Source organism: Nocardia pseudovaccinii NBRC 100343, assembly GCF_001613225.1.
Taxonomy (GTDB): Bacteria; Actinomycetota; Actinomycetes; order Mycobacteriales; family Mycobacteriaceae; genus Nocardia; species Nocardia pseudovaccinii.
This window is the reverse complement of sequence record NZ_BDBY01000130.1, coordinates 1-13471: the sequence shown is the minus strand read 5'-3', so window position 1 is coordinate 13471 and position 13471 is coordinate 1. Positions and strand designations below refer to the sequence as shown.

12 protein-coding genes and 1 riboswitch are annotated in these 13471 nt (G+C 67.1%); of the genes, 1 reads left to right on the top strand and 11 read right to left on the bottom strand.

Going from position 1 to position 13471, the window contains the following annotated elements; genetic code table 11:
* Positions 1–18 precede the first annotated feature (18 nt).
* From NP3_RS15665 to NP3_RS15630, 8 genes are all read right to left on the bottom strand, one after another.
* On the bottom strand, positions 19–1713 hold the full coding sequence (locus tag NP3_RS15665; protein ID WP_084508622.1) for a dipeptide ABC transporter ATP-binding protein: 1695 nt from the start codon (positions 1711–1713) through the stop codon (positions 19–21).
* Positions 1710–2582 carry an ABC transporter permease gene (locus tag NP3_RS15660; protein ID WP_084508621.1) on the bottom strand — a complete coding sequence of 291 codons (873 nt, stop codon included), beginning with the start codon at positions 2580–2582 and terminating at the stop codon, positions 1710–1712. Before NP3_RS15660 ends, NP3_RS15665 begins: the two co-directional genes overlap by 4 nt.
* 89 nt (positions 2583–2671) lie before the next feature.
* The gene (locus tag NP3_RS15655; RefSeq protein ID WP_063041998.1) at positions 2672–3676 is read right to left on the bottom strand and encodes an ABC transporter permease; all 1005 of its coding nucleotides are present in this window, start codon (positions 3674–3676) and stop codon (positions 2672–2674) included.
* A 2-nt stretch (positions 3677–3678) separates the two neighbouring features.
* On the bottom strand, positions 3679–5298 hold the full coding sequence (locus tag NP3_RS15650; protein ID WP_084508620.1) for an ABC transporter substrate-binding protein: 1620 nt from the start codon (positions 5296–5298) through the stop codon (positions 3679–3681).
* Positions 5295–6422 (bottom strand): LLM class flavin-dependent oxidoreductase, encoded by a 1128-nt coding sequence (locus NP3_RS15645; protein WP_063041994.1) that lies wholly within the window; start codon positions 6420–6422, stop codon positions 5295–5297. The genes NP3_RS15650 and NP3_RS15645 overlap by 4 nt, the downstream gene beginning before the upstream one ends.
* 4 nt (positions 6423–6426) lie before the next feature.
* The gene (locus NP3_RS15640; protein ID WP_063041992.1) at positions 6427–7401 is read right to left on the bottom strand and encodes an ABC transporter substrate-binding protein; all 975 of its coding nucleotides are present in this window, start codon (positions 7399–7401) and stop codon (positions 6427–6429) included.
* Positions 7402–7420: 19 nt separating this feature from the next.
* Positions 7421–8200 (bottom strand): amino acid ABC transporter ATP-binding protein, encoded by a 780-nt coding sequence (locus NP3_RS15635; protein WP_063041990.1) that lies wholly within the window; start codon positions 8198–8200, stop codon positions 7421–7423.
* Positions 8197–9192 (bottom strand): amino acid ABC transporter permease, encoded by a 996-nt coding sequence (locus tag NP3_RS15630; protein ID WP_063041988.1) that lies wholly within the window; start codon positions 9190–9192, stop codon positions 8197–8199. The genes NP3_RS15635 and NP3_RS15630 overlap by 4 nt, the downstream gene beginning before the upstream one ends.
* A gap of 9 nt (positions 9193–9201) precedes the next feature.
* Positions 9202–9295: riboswitch (SAM riboswitch) on the bottom strand.
* A 332-nt stretch (positions 9296–9627) separates the two neighbouring features.
* On the opposite strand from NP3_RS15630, the gene NP3_RS15625 reads away from it, so the two are divergent.
* Entirely contained in the window at positions 9628–10341 is a 714-nt protein-coding gene (locus tag NP3_RS15625) for a hypothetical protein (protein ID WP_245720950.1), read from the top strand.
* 86 nt (positions 10342–10427) lie between these two features.
* On the opposite strand, the gene NP3_RS15620 is transcribed toward NP3_RS15625, so the two are convergent.
* The 3 genes from NP3_RS15620 to NP3_RS15610 all read right to left on the bottom strand — a co-directional run bounded on the left by NP3_RS15620 (position 10428) and on the right by NP3_RS15610 (position 13348).
* On the bottom strand, positions 10428–11570 hold the full coding sequence (locus tag NP3_RS15620) for a glycosyltransferase family 2 protein (RefSeq protein WP_063042026.1): 1143 nt from the start codon (positions 11568–11570) through the stop codon (positions 10428–10430).
* Between the two features lie 8 nt (positions 11571–11578).
* A complete protein-coding gene (locus NP3_RS15615; RefSeq protein ID WP_063042024.1) occupies positions 11579–12322 on the bottom strand; it encodes an LppM family (lipo)protein in 744 nt (247 codons plus the stop codon).
* Positions 12323–12439: 117 nt separating this feature from the next.
* Positions 12440–13348: a carotenoid biosynthesis protein gene (locus tag NP3_RS15610; protein WP_373864759.1), complete on the bottom strand. Its 909-nt coding sequence runs from the start codon at positions 13346–13348 to the stop codon at positions 12440–12442.
* Between the last annotated feature and the right edge of the window lie 123 nt (positions 13349–13471).

The following is a 13471-nucleotide window of genomic DNA, read 5'->3' as shown; positions in this document are numbered from 1 at the left end:
GTAGCCGGGTGCCGGTCATCAGGCCGCCCCCGGTGCGGTGACGTGCGGTGTGGGAACGGCCGAGAGCAGTTCGCGGGTGTACTCGTGCTGTGGGTTGTCGAAGATCTCGGCGGTGGAGCCGGATTCGACGATGCGACCGTCGCGCATGACCGCGACGCGGTCGCTGATGCGGCGGACCACGGCGAGGTCGTGCGAGATGAACAGGTAGCTCAGTCCTAGTTCGGTTTGCAGGCGGTCCAGCAGCTCCAGGATCTGGGCCTGGACGGAGGCGTCGAGTGCCGAGACCGGTTCGTCGAGTACGAGCAGGTCGGGGTGCAGGGCCAGGGCGCGGGCGATGGCGACGCGTTGGCGTTGTCCGCCGGACAGTTCCGCTGGGCGGCGCTGGGCGAAGTTCTCCGGCAGCGCGACCTGGCCGAGCAGTTCCCGTACCCGTTCCTGCCTGGCCTTGCGGTCGCCGACGGCATAGGCCCGCAGTGGCTCCTCGATGATCGATCCGACCCGCCAGCGCGGATCCAGTGAGCCGTAGGGATTCTGGTAGACCACTTGGAAGCGCTGACGCAGGTCGCGCAGCCGTCCACCTTTCACCGCGGTCAGGTCTTGTCCGTCGAACGTGATCGCGCCGCTATCGGGTTCCGTGAGCCGCAGAGCGATTCGCGCCGTGGTGGACTTGCCGGAGCCGGATTCACCGACCAGTGACAGGGTTTCGCCGCGACCGAGTTCGAATCCGACACCCGCCACCGCGGTGACCGAACCACCGGCCGGTGCGCGGAACCGCTTGTGCACGTCCCGCACCGTGAGCAGCGGCGGACCGGAGCTCACGCGCGGCGTCCGGAACCCGTCGAACGGGGTCAGACTCGGCGAGGCAGCGAGCAATCGTTTCGTATACGGATGACGGGGTTCGGCGAGCACCGTCGCGGTCGGCCCGGTTTCGACGATTTCCCCGCCGCTCAGCACCACGATCCGATCGGCCCGCTCGGCGGCGATCGCCAGATCGTGGGTGATCAGCAGCACCGCCGTACCGCGTGCCGCGGTCTGCGCGGCGAGTTTGTCGAGCACCCGCCGCGCCACCGTGGCGTCGAGCGCACTGGTCGGCTCATCGGCGATCACCAGTTCCGGTCCGGCGATGAGCGCCGCCGCGATCAGCACCCGCTGCCGCTGGCCGCCGGACAGTTCGTGCGGATACTGCGCCGCCCGCAGCTCCGGCAGATCCAGTCCGGCCTCGGCGAGCAATTCGATCGCCCGTGCGTTCGCATCGTGGCGATCGGCGAGTCCGTGCACCAGCAGCGCCTCGGCGACCTGATCACCAACGCGCCGCACCGGATTCAGCGACAGCCCAGGATCCTGCGGTACGAATCCGATCCGTGCGCCGCGAATCCGCCGCAGCGCCCGCTCGGATCCGGTATCCACCGTCTCTCCGTCGAAGGTGACGGTCCCATCGGTGATCTCGGCATTGGGGCCGAGCAATCCGATCACCGATTGCGCGAGAGTCGACTTGCCGGAACCGGATTCGCCGACCAGCGCGACGACCTCGCCGCGTGCGACGGTGAGGGATACGCCGCTGAGTGCGGCGACATCGCCGCTGTCGGAGGCGTAGCGCACATGCAGGCCGTCGATATGCAACAGTGCTGCTGCCGACCCATCCGGTCCATTTGCGACGTCGCGGATATGTGGCGTGCCGTCCGTCGGATCGGCGGACGTAATGCACTCACTCATGCGCTGTTACTCCTTCCTACGGCGCGGCCGAGGCGTTGGGCCGAGAGGACGACGAGGATGATCACCAGGCCCGGCATGGTGGTCATCCACCAAGCCGTGGCGAGGAAATTGCGTCCCTCCGATATCAGTGAGCCCCATTCGGGGGTGGGGGGTTTCGCGCCGTAGCCGAGGAAGCTCAGCGCCGAGACCGAGAGCACCGCCATACCGAATTCGACTGCGGCCAAGGCGAGTACCGGCTGATAGGAGTTCGGAAGGACATGCCGGGCCAGCACCATGTACCAGCGGACCCCGGAAGCGTGTGCCGCCTCGACATACGGCGCCTGTCGCACCCGGAGTACCTCCGAGCGCATGACCCGCGCGAAGTTGGCGATCAGCGAAACACCCACCGCGACGGCCACATTGCGGGTGCCGAACCCCAGCGCGGTGACCAGGGCGAGCGATAGCAGCAGCGATGGAATCGACAGCAGCACATCGACGAACCGCATGATGACGGTGTCGACGAAGCCGCCGAGCGATCCGGACAGCAGCCCGAGTATCGATCCGGCGATCAGGGCGATGGCGACCGCGGAGAGGGTGGCGGTGAGCGAAAGTCCCGCGCCGTGCACCATCCGGGTGTACAGATCGCGCCCGAGATTGTCGGTGCCGAACCAGTGCCGGGCACTCGGGCCCTGGAATTTCTGCGCGGGCACACCGGTCAGCGGATCCCCGCTGGCGAATACCGAAGGGAACAGCGCCCAGCCGAGCGCGAGCACAGCGACGGCCCCGGACAGGATCACTACGATATTGCCGCGCAGCGACTTCCATCGCAGGGCGGGCCGGTGGAGTCCGGGAAGCGCGATCCGCCGCGACTCATCGGCGACATCAACCATGATCGGTCACCTGCTGTCGATGGTCAGGCCACGACGCGAAGCCGCTGACCAGAGGGCCGGACGCGGCGCCGGAGTGGGTAACGAGTGGTTCAGGCACGGACGACCCCCTCCTGCGCGATATCGTTCGCGGCGGTCTCGGAATCGGTTGTCGCACGGCGGGATCGACCGGCGATGCGCGGATCGAGCAGCGGATACAGCAGATCCACCGCCAGATTCACGGTGACGAAGACCGTCGAGGTGAGCAGCACGATGCCCTGCACCACCGGAATATCCTGGGCCAGTACCGAGGTCTGGGTGAGCCGACCCACGCCCTGACGGGCGAAAACGGTTTCCACCACGACGGATCCGGCGAGCATATTGCCGACCAGCACACCGGCAATGGTGAACGTCGGCACGCTGGCCGGACGCAGCACATGTTTGCGCAGTACCCAACCACGCGAGCCACCCTTGGCCAGTGCCACATCGACGAACGGCTGACGCCAGGTCGAGGCCAGTCCGGCGGCGAGCACCTGGGCCAGCACCGCGCCGATGGGTATGGCGAGGGTGAGCGCGGGCAGCACCGTGCCCTTGAAACCGTGTCCGCCGAAGGCCGGGGCGAGCCGCCAGCGGAACGAGAAGAGTTGCAGCAGTAGCAGTCCGGTCCAGAATGTCGGTACCGAAACCCCGAGCGAGGGTAGTGAACCGAGTGCGTCACGCAACCAAGGGCGGCGGACATAGGTCGCGGCGAAGGCCACGCTCACCCCGCCGAGCACCGCGAAGAGCAGTGCCAGACCGGCCAATCCGAGTGTATTGGGCAATGCGGCACCCAGCGCGCTGGTGACCGGCTGGCCGGTGGCGATGGAGTGGCCGAGGTCGCCGGTCAGCGCGTGGGTCAGTGCCGTCCAATACTGTTCCCAGAGGGGACGATCCAGGCCGTAGCGCGCCTGGAGTTCGGCGATCGCGGCCTTGTCGATCGGGGTGCCCGCACCCGCACCGTCGGCCGCGATGGAGACCGGATCGGCGGGCAGCAGGTAGAGCACCACGAACGAAATGGTGAAGGCCGCCCACAGCACCCATATCGCCTGCAGGACCCGCACAACCACATACCGAGCCATGACTACCGCCCGCTCAACCAGGTATCGAAGAACTGCAGCCGCGCGGAGGCCTCGAACTTCAGATCCTGCACGCTCCGTGCCGCACCGATGGCCTGCGACAGTTCGACCGTCGGAATCCACAGCCCCGCGTCGAGCACAGCCTGTTGCGCGGTGCGGATCAGTGCGGTGCGTGCGGCGGTATCCGACGCGCTCAGCTGCCCGTCGAGCACATCGTCCAGCGCCGGGATGCGTTCGCGGGCATTGAGATTGCGTCCGTCGACACTGAAGGAGGTGCGCAGAATGTCACCGTCGGCGCGGGTGGTGTTGTAGTAGGTGGTGTCGAAATCCTTGACGTTCTGCCGAGCCGTGCTCTCCGGGCCCGACACCAGATCGAGCTTCAGCTCGACGCCCACCTGACGCAGCTGCTGCTGCACCAGCTCCAGGATGGCCTGATTACCCGCGAACGCCTGACTGAAGAGCACTGCGAAGGACAGGCGCTCACCATTCTTCGCGCGGATACCATCGCCACCTGGCGTCCAGCCCGCCTGGTCCAGGATGCCGCGCGCCTTGGCCGGGTCGTAGCTCAGCCGGGCCGAAAAGTCTTGATAGCCGGGCGTACTGCTGGCCAAGGCGCTGGTAGCGGGTTTGAACTGCGGGCCGAGCACGGTGTCCACCAGCTGTTTCCGGTCGATCGCGGGCAGCAGCGCTTGGCGCACCGCGGCATCGCGCAGCGGCCCGCGCGTGACATTGGTCTGGAAGCCGAACGGCACACCGGGATTCGCGGTGCTCAGCACCCGCCCGCTCGCGGCCTCGATCTGCGGTGCGTCCTGCGGCAGCGCGTCGCTGACGGCGTCGAGCTGGCCGGAGATGAGACTGCCGGTGCGAACACCGGATTCGGGCACGACCGTGAACTCGATCTTGTCCAGATAGGCCTCGCCCTGATGAGCGAAGACCGCCGAACCCCAGCGGTATCCGGCGCGCTTGGCCAGGGTCGCCGAGGCGTCCTGGCGCCAGGCCGCATAGGTGAACGGTCCGCTGCCGACATTGTCGCCGAGGCACCGCTGATCGGCAGGCTTGGCCGTCGTTGCATCGCCCTGAATACCGAGCTGCGCGGTCGAAGAGGCCTGCAGGAATTGGGCATTGGGCTTGCTGAATTCGACCCGCGCGGTCAGCTTGTCGACCGCGGTGGTGCCGACGTAATTGGTGAGATAGCTGGAGCCGAGCGGTGTCTTGGCCGCGCCCAGTTCGATCACCGAATCGAAGGTGTTGCGCACCGAATCCGCGGTGAGCGGTGTGCCGTCGCTGAAGGTGACGCCGTCGGCGAGATGGAAGGTGAACACCTTGGCATCGGGGGAGATCTCCCAGCTCTTGGCCAGCCACGGCTTGATCTCACCGGTCTTCGGATCCTGATCGGTCAGTGAATCCACGATCTGACGGGTCACGTACAGCGTCTGGTTGGTGCCGGACTGCGCCGGATCCGAGCAGGTCGGCGCCTGCGAAAGGCCGTAGCGCAGTGTGCCGCCCGGCTGCGGCGGACCCGCGTCAGCGCCGCCGGTGGCCGAATCACTGCCGCAGGCGGCGAGACTCGCGGCCGCGGTGACGGCGGCGGCCACGGCCGCGATTCGGTGGCGGGGACGGATCACTGTGGTACTCCAGATGTTTCGGTGCGGATGAGTTCGCCGCGGGAATCGATGTCGTAGTCGGTGGGGCGTGCGGTGTTAGGGGCGGTGGCCAGTGGTCGGCTCGGGATGCGTCGGCGCAGTTCGGGTGCGACCTCGGCCTGAAACAGTTCGAGGCCGGTGCGATGTTGCGATTCGGTGCGGCCGTCGCGTTCGGCGGACAGGTGGATCACCTCGTGCCCGAACGCCTCGTGCTGGCGACCCACTTTGTCGATCACCTGCTGCGGGCTGCCGACCAGCGCCGAACTGCGCACGACGAAATCGTCGAGCGTCTCGAAGACGATCGGCAGTCCGAGCTTGCGCGCCAATGCCAGTCGAGCCTCGAAGATCGGGCGATACACATCGAGGGCCTCCTGTGACGTGCGCGCCACATGAAATCCCGCCGTGCCCGCGCCGACCAGGGCGTCGGCCGGATCGTGCCCGTAGTGCTCCCAGCGCTCCCGATAGTGGCGTACCAGTTCGGCATACGGTTCGATCGGATTGGTGACATTGGCCGAGAACAGCGGGTCACCGTGGCGCGCGGCGAGTTCCACCGAATCGCGGCTGGTCGCGCTGCCGTGCCAGATGCGGATGCGCGGCTGCCAGGGCCGCGGCAGCGCCGTGGCCCCGACCAACTCCGGACGGAATCGGCCCGACCAGGTCACGTCGTCGCTGTCCCACAGTGCCCGGAACAGTTCGTGGCCTTCGCGATTGCGATCCCACTGGTCCTCGGTGGTGACGTGGTAAAGCTTTGCCTGGGCCGCACCGTTGCCCTTGCCGATGATGAGTTCGAGGCGGCCGCCGGAGAGATTGTCCAGCGTCGAATAGTCCTCGAACGCACGCACCGGATCCAACAGACTCAGCGTCGTGACGGCGGTGAACAGACTGATCCGCGAGGTGACCGCGGCGATATGGGACAGGATGACCGGCGGTGCGGCCGAGAGGAACGGATCCTCGTGCCGCTCGCCGACGGCGAACCCGTCGTAGCCGAGTTCCTCGGCGGTGCGGGCCTGGCCGATGACATCGACCAGTCGCTCCCTGGTCTCGGGCAGCCGACCGGTATTCGGATCCGGCACCCGGGAGACGAGAGTGAACAGCAGGAACTTCATGCGATCACGACTTCTTCGGTAGGCCGGGCGGATTGATCCGCGAACTCGGCACGGTCTCGGTCTTCAACCCCCAGCGGTCGATGACCTGCTGGTAGGTGCCGGTCTGGATGGCGTTGTCGATGGCCTTGTTGATAGGGCCGATCAGGCCGTTGTCCTTCTTGGTGAGCACACCGATCTCGCCTTGCAATGCGTCACCGGCGCCGGAGAAGGTCGCGACGATCCTGGTCTGATTCGCGGTGCTGCTGTGATAGATCGCGGACGGATTCGGGCCGATGTAGCCGTCCAAACGCTGCGAGGCCAGCGCCAGGTAATAATCGGTGACCTGCTGGAAGTAGGCGATATCGATCGGGGCCAAGCCCTCGGCGATATTCTGCTCGTTCCACTTGACCAGCAGCTGCTCCTGATTGGTTCCGCTGCCGACGCCGATCCGCTTGCCCGCCAGGCTCTTACGATCCTTGTAATCGAGCTTGCTCTGCTTCGGGATCTCCAGCGCGACAGTGTCATTGCGGTAGGTGGCGAAGTCGTACTTTTCCTTGCGCTCCTCGGTCACGGTGACGTTGGAGATGAAGACATCGGCCTCGCCGGAGTCGACCCGCACGAAGTTCTGTGACCAATCGGCCACCTGCGCTACGAGTTTCAGCCCGAGGATGTCCGCGATGAGCGAGGCGAAATCGATCTCGGACCCGACGATGGTCTTATCGTCGGTGGCGTAGAACCGCAATGGCGGTGCGGCACTGCCGGATCCGGTGACGACCAGCGTGCCGCGGTCGCGAATGGCCTGCGGCAGTTCGGCGGCAATGGCATCGACCTTGGGAGCGTGGATGCGGCCGGACTGGCCGGGGGAGAGGTCGAAGGTGATCGAACCGGCGGGCTGCGCGGAGTTTTCCGCGTCCGGATCGGTGCCGCAGCCGGTGGCCAGCAAGGCGACCGTGGCGGCCAGGCCGACCAGGGCAGAGAGCTTCATCGAATACCTGTTCATCGTGGAGCGCGCACCGCGCTCAGCGGACTCGGGACAGAAATGCGCGGGTGCGCGGGTGTTGCGGGTTGTCGAGTACGGCGGCGGGCGGACCTTGTTCGACGATCACGCCGCCGTCGAGGAATACGACGGTGTCGGCGACCTCACGGGCGAAACCGATTTCGTGGGTGACGATCACCAGCGCGGTCCCGCCGTCGGCGAGATCGCGGATCACATCGAGGACTTCCCCGACGAGCTCCGGATCCAGCGCGGAGGTGGGTTCGTCGAAGAGGATCACCGGCGGTCGCAGCGCCAACGCGCGCGCGATGGCAACGCGCTGCTGTTGTCCGCCCGACAGCCGCCGTGGATAGGCGTCGGTCAGGTCGCCGATGCCGACCCGCTCGAGCAGATCCCGTGCCTCGGCCTCGATTTCCGCACGCGGGCGACCCTGCGCGGAAATCGGTGCGAGCGTGACATTGTCGAGCACCGTCAGATGCGGGAAGAGATTGAACTGCTGGAAGACGAAGCCGATATGCGAGCGCTGTTTGCGCACTTCGCGGTCCGGCAGCGCGTGCAACCTATTGCGACGCAGCCGATATCCGATCAGTTCGCCGTCGATGTGCACGGTGCCCGCATCCAGCGACTCCAGGTGGTTGACCACCCGCAGCAGCGTCGACTTGCCGGAGCCGGACGGTCCGATCACGGTGACCACCTCACCCGCGTGGACCGTGAGGTCGATGCCACCGAGTACCTCGGTGCTGCCGTAGGACTTACGCACCCCGCGCACCTGTACCGCAGGAGCCGGGGCCACCGGCGCGCTCATCGAGTCGCTCCGCGTGGTGCTGCGGAACCGATTTCGGCGATTTCGCGCAACCGGCGCCGGACCTTCTGCACCGGTGTCGGTGGGGGCGTGCGGTGCGCGCCCTTGGCGTAGTGGCGTTCGATATAGAACTGCACCACCGACAGCATCGTGGTCAGCACGATGTACCAGACGGTGGCCACCATGAGCAGCGGCACCACCCGGCCGTTGCGGCCGTAGATCACCTGGACCTGGTAGAAGAGTTCCGCGATCGCCATGACCGAGACGATCGAGGTGCCCTTGAACAGGCTGATCACCTCATTGGTCGCATTCGGCAGAATCGAGCGCATGGCCTGCGGGACGATGACCGTGCGGAACTGGCGCACTCGTGGAATGCCGAGTGCCGCAGCTGCTTCCAGCTGCCCCGGATCGACCGAAATGTATCCGGCCCGGATGATCTCGGCCGCATACGCCGCCTGATGCAATGCGAGTCCGATGACCGCCGCGGTGAAACCGCTGATCACCCCATTCACCTCGAAGGTGAGAAAGGAAGGGCCGAACGGGATTCCGAGCGAAAGCGTGTGGTACAGGTAGGCGATGTTGAACCAGAAAAGCAGCTGCACGATGAGCGGAATCGAGCGGAACGCCCAGATATAGACCCACGAGATCACCCGCAGCACCGGATTATTCGACAGGCGGGCGATCGCCAATGCCGTACCGATCAGGAATCCGAGTGCCGTACCCCACAGGGTCAGCTCCAAGGTGACCTTCAGCGCCGACAGCACCGATTTCGCGGTGAAGTACTTCGCGAACGTCGACCAATCCCAGCCCGGATTGGTGGCCAGTCCGTGGACGAACTGCGCGAGCAGCACGAGCGCGATGGCGCTGACGACCCAGCGCCACGGGTGCCAGGACTTGGCGATCGCCGGTTCGTCGGTACTGCTTACGGTGGCGGTGGGTGCAGCCGGTATCGGGACATCCGATACCGGAGTATCGGATGCGACGGATGCGCTCATATTTCGGTTCCTCCATCGTTCCCGGCGGAAGCACCCGCACCCGGTGACCGGGGGGTTGCTGCGACGTCGATGAGCCAGGTCTCTCGGTCGCTCTGGATGGTGTGTCCGACGCCGAGCACGGGTCGGTCAATGGGTCTAGCCGAAATATCATGCGAAGCAGGCGAAGTCCGGCACAAGGGTACGAATCAGCGTGAGCGCAGACCTTGTTCGTATGGTCGTGAGCAGGCACTATTGGCCAGGTCGCGCGGTGGATCGCGGCATTTCGAACCAAATTCTCCGTGTGCTCTTCGTCCGGTTCGCCCGCCCGCGGATCGCCGCGGCGGTCCATCGGGACGCGCGGCGCGAACGTGTCGACCGCCGGAATAGACGCTGTTGCGAAGGTTTGCCGGAGTACTCTCGGACCTCGATTCGTGCCCGACGATGAGGAGGTCCGCCGTGACCCTGCTGCGCCGTCTGATCACGCTAACCGCCATCGCGACCGGTACGGCCGCGATGACTTTCGCCGCCCCCGGCAGCGCCGCCGCGGGTCCGGCGCCGATACCCGCACCCGCCGTTCCGGCCGCGACCGCACCGGCAGCCCAAGCCGCAGCCGGTGATCTGTTCGCCGGTTACCGAGCCGTCGTGGAGGCGCTGCGCACCTTCGGCATCGACCCGTTCCTGTACCCGGCGGTCGCGCCGTTCTGCTCCGACACCGGCAGCCTCGGTCTGGTGCCCGCGGTGGCGGGCGCGGTCCCAGGGCCGTGGCCCAAAACCACGGTGGCCATTCCGGGACTCGACCCGGCCGCCGTCAAGGCGGGCCAGGTCATGTTCACCTTCGTCCCCTACGGCCTCGGCGCGGACGGCACGAATGCCTCGGGTATGAACGTCGCCTGGGTCAACCTGGCCAATGGCCGCAGCGGCATCACCGCCATGGGATCGATCTCCGATGTGGTCCGCACGATGGTGCCCGCCGAAACCCCGGCCGAGATAAGGCCATTGGCCGAACGCGCCGTCCAAGACTTCTTCGCCATATTCCCGGTCGGCGGTGTGCGCGCGGTTCCGGTCGACACCGGATCCGGCACGGTACTCGCCGCAGTCTTCGGAGCCGTCGACAACGGCACCAAGTCCTGCTTCTTCCTCCCGACCATAGGACTCACCACCGTGCGCTGATCCACGGGCCCCAGCGATCAAGATCAGGTGGCACTGGCGGTCGGGTCTTCTCGGGCGATGCCGCCACGGATTCCACCTGATCTTGATCAGCGGGTTAGGGGGCGGGTTTTCCAGGTCAAGGTGTTGGTGCGGTGGGCGCGGCGGGAGCGGGTCCAGAGGCGGAGGTAGGCGTCGATGGAGATCGGATGTGCCAGGGCCGCAAGGGCGTCCGTGCGGGTCGTGGTGCCGCGTTCCAGTGAGCGCGCGAGCAGGCGGCTGGCGACCGCGGCGCCGTAGCCGATGAGACCGGCGGTGCGTATCGAGCCTCGGCCGCCGATCGCGGCCAGTGGGGGCGCCCAGTAGGCCAGTGTCGCAACGGCTCCCACCGCCGCGCCGCCAATTGTCGTGCCGCCGTAGGCGGACCACAGCCAGCGGTTGTAGCCGGTCTCCAGTTCGGCTGCGCCACGGTACATTCGGGTGCTCGCCGCGCGGCCTGCCGTGACCAGGGCGGTCCGGCGACCCGAGCGACGCAGTGCGCGAGCGATATCCAGGTCCTCGGTCGGGCTCGCGGCGACCGCAGCATGGCCGCCGATGGCGTGGTAGGCGGTGGCGTCGAACACCAAGAACTGGCCACAGGCCACGGCCGTCGAGGGGCGCAGGCTGCGATTGGCGGCCGCGATCGGCAGGCTCGTCGCCCACGACCAGCACAGTAGCGGCTGCACCAGCGCCTCGGCCAGCGATTCGGTCACCTGGTACGGCCACGGTGACAACAATGCGGCTCGGCTGCGGCGCAATTCGGCGGCCGCCGCGGCGACCGCATTCGGTGCCAGTCGCACATCGGCATCGAGAAAGATCAGCACCGTGGCATCGGCCAACTCGGCCAGTCGCGCGCAGGCCGCGGCCTTCCCGGTCCATCCGGGTGCGGGTTCGGCCTCGGAGCGGAACACCGTGAAGCGCGAATCGCCCGCAATCGCGTCGAGCGCGGCCGCTTCGGTCCCGTCCGACGACGCGTCGTCGAGAATCAGCACCCGCAGTCGCGGCACGCCCACCTGGCCACGGAGATCATCGATCAGCTCCGGCAGTCGCTGTGCCTCATCGCGCGCCGGGATACACACCGACACCGGCTCGATCACCGTATTCGGTCCGGCCGAGAGCCTGCGCACCGTCACGCGGTTGAACAACGCGGTTCCGCAACCGAACAGCGCGATACCCGCACCCGTCCACGCGGCGATCGCCGCGCCCGCGCGCAGGGTTCGCGTCAGCGGCGGGTCAGCGAACGCCACAGATGGCTCGGTGAGAAGTTGGTTTCCGGTGCACCGGGCGGTGCCGGGTTGCGGTCCATATAGGCGATGGCGGCGATGATGGCGGCGACGGCGAGGGTGATACCGCCGACGATGCCTGCCCAGCCCGCGAAGGAGCGGGTATTCGGGTCCGCGTAGCTGACCTCGGCGCGCACGGTAGAGACATCGCCGGGCGGCAGTTTCCAGGAGACGGTCGAGTCGTCCTCGCGATTGCCGTTGGTCTTGGCGACGCGGGCCGGGAAAGCCACGGTGAACTGCACATCCGAACCGTGCGGCGGAACGGATTTCAGATCGATCCGGCCATTGAGGCTGACCAGGTCGCCGGTGCGCTGGAACGACAGGTTGAACATGCCCTGAGTCTGATCGGAGAGCGCGCCGAGCTGACCGACCTCACCGAAGGACAGATCCTCGAAGAACACCTTGCTGCCGACATAGCCGTCCTGGCTGTACGGCTCGACCCGCACCTTCGCGGCCAGCGAATCGGGCGCCTTCAACTGCGGGCCCTTGTCGTTGGCGTCCGCGGGAACCACCGCGGCCACGATCCGACCGGAGACCCGGTCATTGGACGACACACCCATCGACACCTGCACCCGCAGGCAGCCCGCGAGCATGGGCACCAGCATCGCGGCCAGCAGTACTGCCGCGGCCACCCGTGCTCCGGGCCGGGGAGAACGTGGCGGTAGAACCGATGTGTCGGGCATCGCGGTGAGAGGACTCGGCTGCACGGCTCACATCGTGCCAGGCGCTCGCCCCGAATTGCCACGCGACGGGCGGAACGCACGCCGACCGAAGTATCGGACAGCTGGTCCGCATCGCTTTCAGCCCCGCCGGGCCGCGACCGATCGCACCAGCAGCGGCACACCGAGCACTCCCAGCCCGACGCACCCGTACCAGGCCGAATACGGCAGATCGAGGAACACCGCGTGCGCGAGCGTCGAACCGAGCCAGGTCCACATGAACACCCCCACCGGGACCACCGCGTCTGCCGAGATCGGGCATACCGGCCCTCGGGATCCGTGCTCCGGACCGGTCGAGTCGGGCGTTGCCAACTCCAGCGCCGGTATTCCAGCCTGCGCCGCATCGGAGGCTCTCGCCGGTGTCCGCTCTGTCGACAGCAGGCGCTCTGCCGCAGGCGCGAACGTATTCGCACTCCCCGTCCCCACGACGCGATCCAAGCCGGTCAGCAGAAACGCCATCACCAGCGCCACCGCGAACCACCCCAGATAGTTCGTGTACGGAATCTCATCGAGCCCGGGCAGCCCCCGACCGGCGGCACACCAAGTCCACTGCCCGTCCGCCACCATCTGCGGATCGAGGAACAGATCCCAGCCCACGGCCCCGACCGCGGTCATAGCGACTCGCGCGGCCCACCGCCGAGTCGACAACCCGGCGACCACCCACACCGGGTACAGCCCACCGGTCCAGGCCAGCGCGATCACCAACGGCACCCCCGCCACCGCGGGCCCCGATCTGCCGTCGGCATACGCATAACAACCGAATGGGAAACCCGTTGCCGTACCAACGATTTCGGCAACCAATCCGAGCCCGGAGACAATCACCACGAACCCCAACGCGTACCTGATGCCGCGCGTCGCCACCGCGTGCACCAGCGCCGTCCCCGCCGACAAGAGCACGACCGCGACGGTCACCCGATCGCGAGCGACCCCCGAGGCAAGCGGATAACTGATCTGCACGAGCACGAGCAGCACCGCCGGGACCACGGGCACCAGCAACCGCGGCCTCCATCGAAAGGCCGCCGACCGCGAGGGCCGACCTGCGCCGCGTCGACTTGCCGAGTTCCCGTCAGCACCGCTGACGTCGGAGTCCGTGTCGGAGGATTCCGCGCATCC